The following is a 13718-nucleotide window of genomic DNA, read 5'->3' on the forward strand; positions in this document are numbered from 1 at the left end:
CCCGGCGTCAGTCCTCCGGCGGGGAGAACACCACCAGGACCCGCAGCTCCTCGGTGATGTGGTGGAACCGGTGCGGCACCCCGGCCGGCACGTACACCACGGTGCCCCGCCCCACCGCGGTGGTCTCGTCCCCGACGGTCAGCTCGGCCCGGCCGCTGATCACCTGGTAGATCTCGTCCTGGGTGTGCGCGGTCTGCGTGTCGGTGTCGCCGGGGGAGAGCGCGTAGAGGCCGGCGGACATCCGCGGCTCGCGCAGGAACCTCAGGTACGCACCGTCGTTGGCGGCACGCTCGGCGTCCAGTCGGTCCAGCCGGAACACCTTCATCGGGGCACCCCTCCTCGTCCGGGCGTCGGTCCAGGAGGCATTCAACACCACCACGACGCCCGGGGCTCTCGCCCGTCCCTTGACCGACCTGGGACGCTGGCCCCATGAAGGGTTTCCTCATCAAGACACTGATCAACGCGGCGGCCATCTGGGTCGCCGCCTGGATCGTCTCCGGCATCACGCTGGCCGGGGACGACTGGCAGCACAAGACGCTCACGGTGGTCGCCGTGGCACTGCTCTTCGGGGTGGTGAACTGGCTGATCAAGCCGGTGGTGAAGTTCTTTTCCTTCCCCCTGTTCATCCTCACCCTGGGTCTGTTCACCTTCATCGTGAACGCGTTGATGCTCTGGCTGACCTCGTGGGCGTCGGACAAGCTCGACCTCAGCTTCCACGTCGACGGCTTCTGGGCCGCACTGTTCGGCGCGCTGATCATCAGCCTGGTCTCCTGGGGCCTCAGCCTCGCCCTCGACGACGACTGAGCGAGTCACCGTGCCGGCCCGTGCGAAGGGGCCCCGACCCGGTCGTTCACCGGGAAGGGGCCCCTTCCGTGTTCCCGCCTCCCCGGTCACCCGGCGTTCTCACGCCCTCGGAGGATGAGCGCGAGCTGGGCGTCGAGTTCGCCGGCGGTGACCTCCTGGCCCATCGGCACCAGCCGGTCGGTGCGGGTCAGGAAGGCGACCAGCGGCGGTGCCGGCGACCGCAGCACGGCGGCCCCCTCGGGGGAGTGCAGCACGATGCAGACCTCGGCGAGCTCCCCGCCGGCCGGATGGATGTGCACGTCGCCCTCGCCCGCCGGGCGGCCGATCCCGTCGAGCAGCAGCTCGCGCGCGAACACCCAGGTCACCGGCTCGTCGCCGGGCAGGTGGAACGTGAAACGGACCGCGTACGGGTCGACGGGGTCGTAGGCGAGGTCGACCACGATGCGGAAGGAGAGCTCGTGCGAGACCACCAGGTTCATCATCAGGTGGCCCTGGACTGTGCTGTGCTGCATGGCGCCAGTACCTCTCGTTCTGCCCGGCCGTGCGGGTGTGGGTCCCGCGGGTGGCCGGACAAGGCAGTTCGCTGACAGGGGGAGGGAGTGCGTGCGGTACGTCCGTCCTCATCGTCCACGTTTGGGGACGTAGTGGACAAGACGTGCTTTTTCAAATGGTGAACGAGGGGCGCCCCCGGGGCCGGTCCGGTCGGGTCACGGCCCGTCAGAGGACGAACGACGGCGTCATCGCGCCGACGCTGCGGCGCAGGTGACCGGCGGCGGCGGTGAGCCGGTCGGCCTGCGCGACCGGCAGCGAGAGCGCCATCGTGGCGACCACCGAGCCGACCGTGATGGGAACGGCCGCACAGACGGTCCCGAGTGCGTACTCCTGGCGTTCGATCACCGGCATGGTGGGCCGGAGCCCGGCGAGCCGGCGCAGGACGGTCGACTCCTCGGCGAGGGTGGAGGGCGTGAGACCGACCGGGGGGTGGCGGGCGAGGTGGTCGCGCCGGGCCTCCTCCGGCAGCTGGCCCAGCAGGCACTGGCCGATGGCGTGGGCGTGGGCGGTGGCCCGGAAGTCGGCCCACGGTTCGACGGCGGGCTGGTGCGGGCCGGCCGCGACGTCGACGACGGAGACCTCGCCGTCGCGGTAGAGCGCGAAGTAGACGGCGGCGCCCAGGTCGTCCCGTAACCGTTCCATCCGGGCGCGCAGGTCGAACCGTTCGGACTGGCGGTCGTCGGCCCGGCCTATCCCGTCGACCGCCTCGCCGTAGTAGAAGCGGCCGTCGGCCCGCCGCAGATAGCCCTCGTGGGTCAGGGTGCGCAGCAGGTGGTAGGTGGTGCCGAGCGGGAGTCCGGCGGCGCGGGCGAGCTGTTTGGCGGTGGCCCCCTGGAGGAATCCTCCGACCGCCTCCAGCAGGCGCAGCGCCCGCTGGACCGAGGAGATCAGGGTGGGCTGCCGCTCCTTGCGCGAAGGACTGGTGGGGCCGGAAGGGCTCGACGGACCCGTGGGACCCGCGGGGCCCGTCGGACTCGTGGCCCCCGGAGGCCGCGCCGGCGGTGACGTGCGCTCTGTGATCCGATCCATGGCCACACCCAGCCCCCAGCCCGAGTCCTTGCACAGGAGGGCATGCGGAGTGAATCGCTCCGATTTGCCCGATAGTCGCTCATTGCAGCACAGCCACGACATCCCTGCAATCACTCTCGCACCGTTCGCTCGGTAAAATCCTTCGAATCAATGGCTAAGTATGGATTGAATCTTTGATTCAAAGATCAGTTTAAGCTTCATCTTCGCTATCCAAGATCCATCCAGGGTCCGAACCCTCCCCTAACGGACGCACCCCGGGCGGGCCGCGTTTCGGCCCGCCCGGGCCGCGGGAGACTCCCGCACAACGCTCCAGCCCCGGAGGCCGCCATGCGCACCCCGCCTCGCCCCGTCGTCAAACGCACCGCCCGGGCGATCCTGCTGGAGGTGGACCCCGCCGACCCGTACGGTCCGGCCTCGATCCTGCTGATCAAGCGCACCCGGCCGGACTCGCCGCACCCGTACTGGATCACCCCCGGCGGCGGCGTCGAGCGCGACGACCGCACCGTGGTGGAGGCCCTGCACCGCGAGGTCGACGAGGAACTCGGCGGCAAGGTGGTCGACGTCGTGCCCGCCTTCGTCGACACCGTCAGCCACACCCTCCCCCACCTTCCGGACCCGGGGACCACGGCCGACGACGGCACCCTCCCGCACCCGCACGGGGTCAAGGTGCAGCACTTCTTCGTCTGCCGGCTCGCCTCGATGGACCTCAGCCGCCGCCACGGGCCCGAGGTGGACGAGCCGAACGGCAAGTACGAGGTGGTCCGGGTGCCGTTCACCCGCGAGGGCGTCACCTCGGTCAACGTGGTGCCGCCGAGCCTTCGGGCGTACCTGGCCGCCAACATCGAGGGCGTCCGCGCCCTGCTCGCGCCCGACCTGGCCTGACCCCTCCGGCCCTGCCCGCGCCACCGGTCCTGCCCGCGCCACCCGCGCCACCGGTCCTGCCCGCGCCACCCGCGCTACCGGGCGGGCCTAACCGGCGGCCCGGTCACCGACCAGGTCGTGCCGGATCCGCTCGGTCGGCACGCCCGCGCGCAGCAGCACGCCGACCGCGCGCCGGACCATCGCGGGCGGGCCGCTGAGGTACGCCTCGCGTCCGCTCCACGGACCGAACCGGCCCACCACCTCGGGGAGTTCCCCCGTGAGCAGCCCCGCATCAGACAGGTGCCCGCCGGACCCGCCGTACCCGCCGACGGGCGTCCGCGGCCCGGGGCCGGACAGCACCGGGCGGACCGAGAGCCAGCCGTGGCGCCCGGCCAGCTCGCGCAGCGCCGCCAGCTCGTACAGCTCGGCGGCCTGCCGCGCACCGTAGAAGACCTCCACCGAACGGCCCGCCGCGCCGTGTTCGGCCACCTCCTCGACCAGCGCCCGGACCGGGGCGATGCCGGTGCCTCCCCCCAGCAGCAGCAGGTCCGCGCCGGCGCCGTGGTCGAGGGTCATCCCGCCGGCCGCGGGACCGAGCCGCAGGACGTCCCCGGGCGCCGCCCGGTGCACCAGCGCGTTGCTCACCCAACCGGCCTGCACCGCCTTGACGTGGAAGGTCAGCAGGCCGTCCGGCCGGGGCGCGGAGGCGAACGAGAAGTGCCGCCAGACCCGCGGCCACCAGGGCGTCTCCAGACTGGTGTACTGCCCGGCCCGGTACGGGTAGGCCTGGTCCGGGCGGACGGTGAGGACCGCCACGTCCGGGGTGCGGCGCTCGTGCGCGACCACCTCGCCCTGCCACCAGGCCGGCGAGGTACGGGCGTCCGACTCGGCGGCCTCGATCATGATCGACGAGACCAGCCGGTAGACCCGGCGCCAGGCCAGCTCGGTCTCGGCCGTCCACCGGGTGCCCGTGTACCGGGCCAGCGCCGCGACCAGACACTCGCCGACCGGGCCGTAGTGTCCGGTCAGGGTGCCGTACCGGCGGTGCCCCCGGCCGAGCGCGCCCAGGTGCGTCCGCAGGCCGTCCGGGTCGTCGGCGCTGCGGGCCGCCATCAGCAGGGCACGGAAGAGCCGGTCCCGCTGGACGTCCATCGCGGCCGGGAAGAGCGCGCGGACCTCGGGGTGGTGCAGGAAGATCAGCGCGTAGAAGTGCGCGGTGGCCCGGTCGGCGACCGGCTCGACCACCGCCAGGCTGGCCCTGATCAGCTCGATGTCCCGTGCGGTGGGCGGTTGTTCGGCCGCTTCGCGCGGTCCGGACGCATGGTGCGGTCCGGCCGCAGTACGCGGGTCGGCCGCGGTCCGCAGGTCGGGCACGGGCGGGGGCGGGGCGCCGACGGGGCCGAACGCGGTCGCGGGCGGCCCGGCCGCGGGGGCGGTACCGGCGTCGCCCAGGGTCTGCAGCGCCCAGGCGCGGGACCACTGGTCGCCCGGGCCGGCCCAGTTGAGGCCGGGCGCGCGGGTGAACAGCGGTTCGATGACCGGCCCGAGCGCCGGTCCCGTCACCGGACCGGTCGGATCGGGCCGGGACGGCGCGGGGGCGACCGGCGGCGCCGCAGGGGGCGGCGGGACGGCGGGCGGAGCGGACGGCGGGTCCGGGATCACGGGGCGGACGGCCTGCGCCGGTTCGCCGGCCTCCGCCGCCGCGGCCGGCGCGGCGGCGGGACCGGGGAGGGGCGGGCCTGTCGGCGGTGGAGCCGACGGGAGGGCGGGCGGAGGGACCGCCGGGAGGGCCGGCGGAAGGTCCGGCGGGTCCAGCGGCGCCGGGGGCGACGCCGGCGCCGCGTCCGGCAGACCCGGGACGGCCGCGACAGCCGCCGACCCGTGTCCGGTGCGGACCAGGAGTGTTCTGCGGGACTTCACCGCAACGTTTCGAGTACCCAAGAGAATCGTTTCGCCTCCGGCCGGCCTGCGCCACCACCTGGCTTGTCTCTGCTGACGCCTAGGCAGCGTGGCACGCCCGAACTGCTCATCCGACAAGTCGCGCGAATCCCGGACACCCGCCCCCCGGACGCGCTACTCTCGCTCGATCTACGGGCACCCTGGGTGGCGCGACCACCACCCAGGGCAACCCTTCCCTGCTCAGAGCTGCCGCAGCAGCACCCCCGGCTGCTCGACGCAGTCGGCGACGAACCGCAGGAATCCACCCGCCGTCCCGCCGTCGCAGACCCGGTGGTCGAAGGTGAACGACAGCTGGGTCACCTCGCGCACCGCCAACTCCCCCTGGTGGACCCAGGGTTTGGCGACGATCCGGCCGACGCCGAGCATCGCCGCCTCCGGGTGGTTGAGGATCGGGGTGGAGCCGTCCACCCCGAAGACCCCGTAGTTGTTCAACGTGAACGTGCCGCCGGACAGTTCGGCCGGGGCCGCCGTCCCGGCCCGCGCCGAATCCGTCAACCTGCCCAGCTCGGAGCCGAGTTGCTCGGTCGTGAGCCGCTGGGCATCCCGCACCACGGGCACGACCAGCCCGCGGTCGCCCTGCGCGGCGAAGCCCAGGTGCACGGCCTGGTGCCGGATGATGCCCGAACCGTCCTCGGTCACGCTGGAGTTGAGCTCGGGGAAGCGCTCCAGCGCGACCGTGCAGATCCGGGCGAGCAGCGCCAGCACGCTCACCTTCGGCCCCGGCGTGGCGTTCAACTGCCGCCTCAGTGCCATCAGTTCGGTCGCATCGGCATCCACCCAGCAGGTCGCCGCGGGAATCTCCCGGTGGCTGCGGCTGAGTTTCTCGGCCACCGCCTTCCGCAGACCGCGCAGCGGGACGACCCCTTCACCGGACGCCGGCGACACCACCGGAGCCGCCGACCGGCCGGCCGCCGGGAGCACCGCCGGAGCCGCCACCTTCGCCGCGACCGCCCGTTCGACGTCCGCACGCATGATCAGACCGTCCGGCCCACTGCCGCCGACCGTCGACAGGTCGACGCCCTGCTCCCGGGCCAGCCGCCGCACCAGCGGCGAGATGACCGGCGGCACTCCGGGGCCCGCCGTCACGACCGCCACCGGCGCGAGCACCGGCACCACCGCCGACGCCGCCACCGGCACGGGCACGGGCACCGGCACGGCCTGAGCAACCGGGCCGGCCACGGGCCCGACCGGCGGGCCGCCCCCGCCGACCCGGCGCCGCCGGCCGGCCCGCGCCGGCTCCGCGACCCCGTACCCGACCAGCGGCCGCTCCACCTCGGCGGCGAGCTCCGCCCCGGCCGCCGCCGGTACCGCCGCGAGCGGCCGTACGCCCTCGCCCGGCGACACCGCGACCGTGACCAGCGGCGCGCCGACCGCCACCTCCTCGCCCGGCTCGCCGAACAGCGAGGTGACCACCCCGCCGTACGGGCAGGGCACCTCGACCACCGCCTTCGCGGTCTCCACCTCCACCACCGGCTGGTCGACCGCGATCACCTCTCCGACCTCGACCAGCCAGCGCACCACCTCCGCCCCGGTGAGTCCCTCACCGAGGTCGGGCAGGGTGAACTCCCGTACGACGGGCATCATCCTCAGTCCTCCCACTGCAGCCGGGCGACCGCGTCCAGGATCCGGTCCACCCCGGGCAGGTGGTGGTGCTCCAGCATCGGCGGCGGGTACGGGACGTCGAAGCCGGTGACCCGCAGCACCGGTGCGGCCAGGTGGTGGAAGCAGCGCTCGGTGACCCGGGCGGCGATCTCCGCGCCCGTCCCGCCGAAGCCGCCGGCCTCGTGCACCACCACGGCCCGGCCGATCGAGCGCACCACCCGGCAGACCGTCTCGTCGTCGAACGGCACCAGGGTGCGCAGGTCGAGCACCGCGAGGTCCCGGCCCTCGGACCTCGCCACCTCGGCCGCCTCCAGGCAGACCGGCAGCGAGGGCCCGTAGGTGATCAGCACGGCGGAGGTCCCGGTGCGCCGCAGGACGGCCCGCCCGAGCGGCTCGACCGGAGCGGCCGGGTCGAACCCGTCCTTCCCCCAGTACATCCGCTTGGGTTCCAGGAAGACCACCGGGTCGTCCGACGCGATCGACGCCCGCAGCAGCCCGTACGCGTCGGCCACGGTCGCCGGGGTGACCACGTGCAGCCCCGGGGTCGCGGCGTAGTACGCCTCGGAGGCGTCGCTGTGGTGCTCGACGCCTCCGATGCCGCCGCCGAACGGGATCCGGACGGTGATCGGCAGCGGCAGGCGGCCGGCGGTGCGGTTGCGCATCTTGGCGACGTGCGAGAACAGCTGCTCCAGCGCCGGGTAGGCGAAGGCGTCGAACTGCATCTCGACCACCGGGCGCAGCCCGTACATGGCCATGCCGACGGCGGTGCCGAGGATGCCCGCCTCGGCCAGCGGGGTGTCCAGGCACCGGTCCCGGCCGAACTCGGCGGCCAGCCCGTCGGTGATCCGGAAGACGCCGCCGAGCGCGCCGACGTCCTCGCCGAGCACGTGGACGGCCGGGTCCTCGCGCATGGCGTCGCGCAGCGCGGAGTTGAGCGCCTGCGCCATGCTCGCGGTGCGGACGCCGGTGGTGCGGTCGGGGACACCGGCGGGTCGCCGCGCCGCGGCGCCGCCCAGGGTGGGGGTGGACGACAGGTGGGAGGTCATCAGTGCTGCACCTCGGCCTCGGCGGCCAGCTCCTCGGCCAGCTGCGCCGCCTGCTCGCGCAGTTGCGGGGTCGGCTCGGCGTAGACGTGGGTGAACAGGGACATCGGGTCCAGTTCCGGGTCGGTGTGGAACTCGGCGCGCATCCGGGCCGCCAGCGTCTCCGCCTCCTCGGCCGCCTGCTGCACCAGGGCGTCGTCCAGCACCCCGAGCTCCCGCAGGGAGCGCTCCATCAGCAGGATCGGGTCGTGCTCCCGCCAGGCGGCGACCTCGGCCTCGTTCCGGTACCGGGTGGCGTCGTCGGCGTTGGTGTGCGCCTCGACCCGGTAGGTGAGCGCCTCGACCAGGGTCGGTCCGCCGCCGGTGCGGGCCCGCTCGACCGCCTCGGAGAGCACGCCGTACACGGCCGGTGCGTCGTTGCCGTCGACCAGCCGGCCGGGCATCCCGTAGCCGACGGCCTTGTGGGCCAGGCTCGGGGCGGCGGACTGGGCGCTGAGCGGCACGGAGATCGCGTAGCCGTTGTTCTGGACCAGGAAGACCACCGGGGCCTGCAGCACGGCGGCGAAGTTGAGCGCCTCGTGGAAGTCGCCCTCGCTGGTGCCGCCGTCGCCGAGCAGCGCCAGCGCGACCACCGGGTCGCCGCTCAGCCGTGCGGCGTGCGCCAGCCCGACGGCGTGCGGGGCCTGGGTGGCGAGCGGCGTGCAGAGCGGTGCGGTGCGGCCGGCCCGCGGGTCGTAGCCGGTGTGGGCGTTGCCGCGCAGCAGGGTGAGCGCCTCCAGCGGATCGATGCCGCGGGAGACCACCGCGAGGGTGTCCCGGTAGCTGGGGAACAGCCAGTCCTGCTCGCCGAGCGCCAGCGCGGCGGCGACCTGGCAGGCCTCCTGGCCGGTGGAGGCCGGGTAGACGGCCAGCCGGCCCTGTTTGGTGAGGGTGGTGGCCTGCTGGTTGTAGCGGCGGCCGACCACCAGGCGGCGGTACAGCTCGCGGAGCAGCGCGGGGTCGTGCTTCTCCAGCGCGGGCGTTCCGAGCACGCGGACGGGAGAGGGGTCCGGGAGGAGCGGGGCCGGGTCGGTGCGGGGGGCGGTGGCCCCGGGCAGCCAGCCGGGCAACGCCGTGTGGTGTCTGTGGTCGAGAACGGTCATCTCGGGGCACCTCCAGGGGTGGCGGGGGCTCCCTACCGATTGTTCGGTCGTCTGTTCATCTTGACCAGAAGCGTGACAAGGTGGTGGACAATCGGCCCGGGTGGCGGTCGACTGGTGGCAGTGCGTCCAATCATTGAGGGTGGGGGGTCATGTCGGCTGAACAGACGTCCAGACTCGACCGGGTCGACCGGGCGATCCTGCGGCTGCTGCAGCAGGACGGTCGCGCCTCGATCCGCTCGGTGGCCGAGCGGGTGCACGTGTCCCGGGCCAATGCGTACGCCCGGATCTCCAGGATGGTCGAGGACGGCGTCATTCGCGGCTTCACGGCCCGCGTCGACCACGAACGCGCAGGTCAGGGCGCGTCCGCGTACATCACCCTGAAAATCGTGCAGAACTCCTGGCGCACGGTCCGCGAGCAGCTGCTGGCGCTTCCGGGGGTCGCGCACATCGCCCTGGTCGGCGGCGACTTCGACGTGCTGCTGCTGGTCCACACCGACGACAACCACGCCCTGCGGGAGCTGGTGCTCAACCGCATCCAGTCCATCCCGCAGGTGCTCGGCACCCGCACCATGCTGGTCTTCGAGGAGACCGACCAGGTACCGCCGCTCTGACCGGCGCCCCCGGCCACGGGCGGGGAGGTGCCCCCGGCCCCCGGGCCGGAGGTGCCGTACGGCTCAGCCGCGGGCGCGCAGGCCGTCGAAGGCCAGGTGGACGACCACGTCCGCGACCCCGTCGGCTCCCTTGAGGCCGGGCCGGTACCACTCCACGATCGAGTTGATCATGCCGAACAGCAGCCGGGTGGCCAGCCGCGGCTCGACGTCCGCCCGCAGCGCGCCGTCCGCGACGGCGGCCCTCAGCAGCTCGGCCACCTGGTGGTCGAACTCCCGGCGACGCTCCAGCGCCCACTGCTCGGTGGCCGTGTTGCCGCGCACCCGGAGCAGCAGGGTGACGTACGGCAGCTCCTCCAGCAGCACCTCGGCGGTCCGCCGCACCACGTGCTCCAGGCGCTCGACCGCCGGCCCCTCCACCGCGGCCGGCTCCGCCAGGATCGCGGACAGCCCGTCCAGCGCCCGCCCGACCGCCAGCCGGAGCAGCTCCTCCTTGCCCCGCACGTGGTGGTAGATCGACGACTTGGAGATGCCGGCCGCACGCGACAGATCCTCCATCGACGTGCCGTCGTAGCCGCGCTCGTTGAAGACGTCGACGGTCACCGCGAGCAGGGACTCCACGGTGTAGGCGGTGCGCGTGGTGTGATCGGCCATCCCCCGAGTATCCCCGCCCGGCCCGTCCCGGGTGCGCCCGGGTGGCCTGGTCCACACCAAAGGACAGGACCACGCCCTAGACTCGGCGGACGATCCGTCCACGGCCGAGCAGGGTGGGGTCCAGTCTGATGAGCGCAATACCGGCGGTCGCCTCCGATGTGCCTGAGCAGCGCAGCGACGAGTCGGTGACCGAGCCCGGCACCGACTGGCGCGAGCGCGCCCGCGAGCTGGTCCTCCGCTTCGGCCCGGCCGTCTGGTGCTACGCCGTCCTGAAGCTGGTCGGCTTCACCGTCTTCATGAAGCTGCTCTCCTTCTCCGGGGACTACCTGGAGAAGCACGCCCGGTTCGGCGGGGGCGCCAACCCCTGGGACGTGCTGGCCAGCTGGGACGGCTGGTGGTACCAGCAGGTCGCCCAGTTCGGCTACCACCCGGCGCTGGTGGCCGTCCCGAACGGCACGCCGGGGTTCACCGTCGAGCAGAACTCGGCCGCGTTCTTCCCGCTCTACCCGGGGCTGATGCGGCTGATCTCGGACGGCACCGGCCTCGGCCTGTACGGCGCCGGGATGCTGGTCTCGGTGGTGGCGTCACTGTTCGCGGCGGCCGGCATCTACGCGGTGGTCGACAAGCTCGCCGGGCCGCGGGCCGGTGTGATCGCGGCCGGGCTCTGGGCGATCGCCCCGGGCTCGGGCGCCGAGTGGGCGCTCTACTCGGACTCCCTGTTCATCGCGCTGGCCGCCTGGTCCTGCTACTGCGTGATGACCAAGCAGTGGATCGCCGCCGGCGTGCTCACCCTGATCGCCGGCCTCAACCGGCCGACCTCGGCGGCACTGATCGGCGCGGTCGGCCTGGCCGCGCTGGTCGAGCTGTACCGGCGGGACAGCGGCGTGCTGCGCCCGCTGGCCGCGATGCTGCTGGCCCCGATCGGGCTGCTCGGCTACGTCGGCTGGGTCGGCTGGCGGATGGGCGACTGGGGCGGCTACTTCACGCTCCAGCGGGACGCCTGGCTGCACTACTTCGACTGGGGCCAGGGCACCTGGAACGCCGTCCGCGGGGTGCTGCTCGGCCGCAACGACTACCCGTTCGCCTACCACACGGCCGACATGCTGGCGACGCTGATCGTGCTCTCGCTGCCCGCGCTGATCGTGCTGCTGGTGCGGCTCCGCCCGCCGCTGGTGCTGACCGCGTACACCCTGGCCACCATCGTCTCGGTGCTCGGCAGCCTGGGCATCTTCGGCAACACCTCGCGCTACCTGCTGCCGGCCTTCCCGCTGCTCATCGCGTTCGCCGTGGCGATGCGGAAGCTGAGCTGGCCGGTGCTGGCCGGGCTGCTCGGTACCGGCGCGATCGCCTCCGGCTGGTACGGCGGGTACGTGATCTTCGAGCTGGGCATCCCGTAGGCCGGCCCGCAGCACCCGGGCGGTCCCCGACCGTCCGACCTCCGGCCGAGAGGGCGCGTCCGCTCCGGACGCGCCCCCTCGCGTTTCCGCACCCGGTTCCGCCCACCCCCTTGAGCCGACCGATCGTTCGGTTACTCTGTGACGTGTCCCGTCCTCCCCTCTGAGGAGCGCACACGATGTCCGCAGCGGTCACCCACCCCGTCGTCACCGAGCTCGTCGAACGCCACCAGGCCACCCTGGACGCCGCACTCGCCGCCGCCGCGAAGCGCGACTACTGGTCGCCCTACCCCGAGTTCCCGAAGGCCTACGGCGAGAGCGCCGCCGCGGACGGCAAGGCCGCCTTCGAGGCGCTGCTCAACCGGCCGTTCGAGCTGCCCGGCCACCCCGCCGACGGCGACCTGGTCGGCGGCGAGGCCTCCCCGTACGGCGTCGAGCTGGGCATCGGCTACCCGCACGCCGAGCCCGACGCGCTGATCGCCGCACTGAGCGCGGCCCGCCCGGCCTGGGCCGCCGCCGGCCCGCGCGCCCGGGCCGCCGTCTGCCTGGAGATCCTGGCCCGGATCAACGCCCGCTCGCACGAGTTCGCCAACGCCGTGATGCACACCACCGGCCAGGCGTACGCCATGGCCTTCCAGGCCGGCGGCCCGCACGCCCAGGACCGCGGTCTGGAGGCGGTCGCCTACGCGTACGCCGAGCAGACCCGGCTGCCGGAGAGCGCCGGCTGGACCAAGCCGCAGGGCAAGCGCGACCCGCTGGTGATGACCAAGGAGTTCACCGTCGTCCCGCGCGGTCTGGCGCTGCTGATCGGCTGCAACACCTTCCCCACCTGGAACGGCTACCCCGGCCTCTTCGCCTCCCTCGCCACCGGCAACCCGGTGCTGGTCAAGCCGCACCCGCGCGCCGTCCTCCCGCTGGCCCTGACCGTCAGGACCGCCCGCGAGGTCCTCACCGAGGCCGGCTTCGACGCCGGTCTGGTCTGCCTGGCCGTCGAGCACGAGGGCGGCACGATCGCCCAGACGCTCGCCGTCCGCCCCGAGATCAAGCTGATCGACTACACCGGCTCCACGGCCTTCGGCGACTGGCTGGAGGAGCACGCCCGGCAGGCCGAGGTCTACACGGAGAAGGCCGGCGTGAACACCGTGGTCGTCGACTCCACCGACGACTACAAGGGGATGCTGGGCAACCTGGCGTTCTCCCTCTCGCTCTACAGCGGCCAGATGTGCACCACCCCGCAGAACCTGCTGATCCCCCGGACCGGCATCGGGACCGACCAGGGGGCCAAGTCCTACGACGAGGTGGTCGCCGACCTCGCCGCCGCCATCGAGGGCCTGCTCTCCGACGACGCCCGCGCCGCCGCCGTCCTCGGCGCCGTGGTCAACCCCGCCGTGCTCCGGCGCACGGTGGCCGCGGCCGGCGGCGAGTACGGCGAGCTCGCACTCGCCCCGCGCGTGGTCGAGTCGCCGGAGTTCCCCGGCGCCACCGTCCGCACCCCGGCGCTGGTCAAGCTCGACGCCGACAAGCCGGACGACCGGACGGTCTTCCGCACCGAGTGCTTCGGCCCGGTCTCGTTCGCCGTCGCCGTCGAGAACACCGCCGCCGCCGTCGAGTTGCTCCGCGACACGGTCCGCACCCAGGGCGCGATGACCGCGGCCGGCTACACCACCTCGCCCGAGGTCGAGGCCGCCCTGGTCGAGGCCGCGCTCGACTCCGGCGTCTCGCTCTCGCTCAACCTCACCGGCGGTGTGTACGCCAACCAGACCGCCGCCTTCTCCGACCTGCACGGCACCGGCGCCAACCCGGCCGCCAACTCCGCCTACTGCGACGGCGCGTTCGTCGCCAAGCGGTTCCGCACGGTGGAGATCCGCCGCCACAGCTGACCGCGACCTCGCCCGCCACCGGCCCGCTCCGGTCCCGACGTTCGGGGCGGAGCGGGCCGGTACCGACGTGGGCCGGGCCCGGGCGCGGTGGGCGCCGCCCCCGGGCCCCTGACGTCTCCGGGGCCCGGAGAATTCACAGCTCCGCCCCGGGACCGCGATGATGGAGGTCGGAAGCGCGCCGAACGCGGCG

The 13718-nt window shown here is 73.6% G+C and carries 13 protein-coding genes; 5 read left to right on the top strand and 8 right to left on the bottom strand.

Annotation, left to right across the window (positions count from 1 at the left end; genetic code table 11):
- Window positions 1-7: 7 nt before the first annotated feature.
- On the bottom strand, window positions 8-325 hold the full coding sequence (locus ABZY91_RS01225) for a cupin domain-containing protein (protein WP_329884755.1): 318 nt from the start codon (window positions 323-325) through the stop codon (window positions 8-10).
- Between the two features lie 104 nt (window positions 326-429).
- Here ABZY91_RS01225 and ABZY91_RS01230 point away from each other — a divergent pair, with 104 nt between their 5' ends.
- A complete protein-coding gene (locus ABZY91_RS01230) occupies window positions 430-804 on the top strand; it encodes a phage holin family protein (RefSeq protein ID WP_329949636.1) in 375 nt (124 codons plus the stop codon).
- Between the two features lie 86 nt (window positions 805-890).
- On the opposite strand, the gene ABZY91_RS01235 is transcribed toward ABZY91_RS01230, so the two are convergent.
- Window positions 891-1316, bottom strand: a complete 426-nt coding sequence (locus ABZY91_RS01235) for an SsgA family sporulation/cell division regulator (protein WP_355398920.1) — start codon at window positions 1314-1316, stop codon at window positions 891-893.
- 205 nt (window positions 1317-1521) lie between these two features.
- Complete coding sequence (locus tag ABZY91_RS01240; RefSeq protein ID WP_355398922.1) at window positions 1522-2385, bottom strand: helix-turn-helix domain-containing protein; 864 nt, start codon at window positions 2383-2385, stop codon at window positions 1522-1524.
- A 327-nt stretch (window positions 2386-2712) separates the two neighbouring features.
- Between ABZY91_RS01240 and ABZY91_RS01245 the strand changes: the two genes are divergently transcribed.
- Entirely contained in the window at window positions 2713-3267 is a 555-nt protein-coding gene (locus ABZY91_RS01245; protein ID WP_355398924.1) for an NUDIX domain-containing protein, read from the top strand.
- An 87-nt stretch (window positions 3268-3354) separates the two neighbouring features.
- Here the strand turns inward: ABZY91_RS01245 and ABZY91_RS01250 are convergent, their stop codons facing one another.
- From ABZY91_RS01250 to pdhA, 4 genes are all read right to left on the bottom strand, one after another.
- A complete protein-coding gene (locus ABZY91_RS01250) occupies window positions 3355-4809 on the bottom strand; it encodes a globin domain-containing protein (RefSeq protein WP_355398925.1) in 1455 nt (484 codons plus the stop codon).
- 576 nt (window positions 4810-5385) lie between these two features.
- Window positions 5386-6786 carry a dihydrolipoamide acetyltransferase family protein gene (locus tag ABZY91_RS01255; RefSeq protein WP_355399107.1) on the bottom strand — a complete coding sequence of 467 codons (1401 nt, stop codon included), beginning with the start codon at window positions 6784-6786 and terminating at the stop codon, window positions 5386-5388.
- 5 nt (window positions 6787-6791) lie between these two features.
- The gene (locus tag ABZY91_RS01260; protein ID WP_329884996.1) at window positions 6792-7754 is read right to left on the bottom strand and encodes an alpha-ketoacid dehydrogenase subunit beta; all 963 of its coding nucleotides are present in this window, start codon (window positions 7752-7754) and stop codon (window positions 6792-6794) included.
- Window positions 7755-7852: 98 nt separating this feature from the next.
- Window positions 7853-8992 carry a pyruvate dehydrogenase (acetyl-transferring) E1 component subunit alpha gene (gene pdhA / locus ABZY91_RS01265; RefSeq protein WP_329884761.1) on the bottom strand — a complete coding sequence of 380 codons (1140 nt, stop codon included), beginning with the start codon at window positions 8990-8992 and terminating at the stop codon, window positions 7853-7855.
- A gap of 149 nt (window positions 8993-9141) precedes the next feature.
- Between pdhA and ABZY91_RS01270 the strand changes: the two genes are divergently transcribed.
- Window positions 9142-9603 (top strand): Lrp/AsnC family transcriptional regulator, encoded by a 462-nt coding sequence (locus tag ABZY91_RS01270; RefSeq protein ID WP_329884762.1) that lies wholly within the window; start codon window positions 9142-9144, stop codon window positions 9601-9603.
- 63 nt (window positions 9604-9666) lie between these two features.
- Here ABZY91_RS01270 and ABZY91_RS01275 read toward each other — a convergent pair whose 3' ends face one another.
- Window positions 9667-10254 carry a TetR/AcrR family transcriptional regulator gene (locus ABZY91_RS01275; RefSeq protein WP_329884763.1) on the bottom strand — a complete coding sequence of 196 codons (588 nt, stop codon included), beginning with the start codon at window positions 10252-10254 and terminating at the stop codon, window positions 9667-9669.
- Between the two features lie 128 nt (window positions 10255-10382).
- Between ABZY91_RS01275 and ABZY91_RS01280 the strand changes: the two genes are divergently transcribed.
- Together ABZY91_RS01280 and paaN are read left to right on the top strand one after the other, a co-directional pair.
- The gene (locus ABZY91_RS01280; RefSeq protein ID WP_355398928.1) at window positions 10383-11651 is read left to right on the top strand and encodes a hypothetical protein; all 1269 of its coding nucleotides are present in this window, start codon (window positions 10383-10385) and stop codon (window positions 11649-11651) included.
- Between the two features lie 176 nt (window positions 11652-11827).
- Entirely contained in the window at window positions 11828-13528 is a 1701-nt protein-coding gene (paaN, locus tag ABZY91_RS01285) for a phenylacetic acid degradation protein PaaN (protein WP_355398930.1), read from the top strand.
- Window positions 13529-13718: the final 190 nt, after the last annotated feature.

The organism is Kitasatospora sp. NPDC002965, assembly GCF_040611255.1.
Lineage (GTDB): Bacteria > Actinomycetota > Actinomycetes > Streptomycetales > Streptomycetaceae > Kitasatospora.

Coding starts and splice junctions, on each gene's coding strand:
- ABZY91_RS01225 (WP_329884755.1), bottom strand. CDS start 325: ATGAAGGTGTTCCGGCTGGACCGACTGGACGCCGAGCGTGCCGCCAAC.
- ABZY91_RS01230 (WP_329949636.1), top strand. CDS start 430: ATGAAGGGTTTCCTCATCAAGACACTGATCAACGCGGCGGCCATCTGG.
- ABZY91_RS01235 (WP_355398920.1), bottom strand. CDS start 1,316: ATGCAGCACAGCACAGTCCAGGGCCACCTGATGATGAACCTGGTGGTC.
- ABZY91_RS01240 (WP_355398922.1), bottom strand. CDS start 2,385: ATGGATCGGATCACAGAGCGCACGTCACCGCCGGCGCGGCCTCCGGGG.
- ABZY91_RS01245 (WP_355398924.1), top strand. CDS start 2,713: ATGCGCACCCCGCCTCGCCCCGTCGTCAAACGCACCGCCCGGGCGATC.
- ABZY91_RS01255 (WP_355399107.1), bottom strand. CDS start 6,786: ATGCCCGTCGTACGGGAGTTCACCCTGCCCGACCTCGGTGAGGGACTC.
- ABZY91_RS01260 (WP_329884996.1), bottom strand. CDS start 7,754: ATGGCGCAGGCGCTCAACTCCGCGCTGCGCGACGCCATGCGCGAGGAC.
- pdhA (WP_329884761.1), bottom strand. CDS start 8,992: ATGACCGTTCTCGACCACAGACACCACACGGCGTTGCCCGGCTGGCTG.
- ABZY91_RS01270 (WP_329884762.1), top strand. CDS start 9,142: ATGTCGGCTGAACAGACGTCCAGACTCGACCGGGTCGACCGGGCGATC.
- ABZY91_RS01275 (WP_329884763.1), bottom strand. CDS start 10,254: ATGGCCGATCACACCACGCGCACCGCCTACACCGTGGAGTCCCTGCTC.
- ABZY91_RS01280 (WP_355398928.1), top strand. CDS start 10,383: ATGAGCGCAATACCGGCGGTCGCCTCCGATGTGCCTGAGCAGCGCAGC.
- paaN (WP_355398930.1), top strand. CDS start 11,828: ATGTCCGCAGCGGTCACCCACCCCGTCGTCACCGAGCTCGTCGAACGC.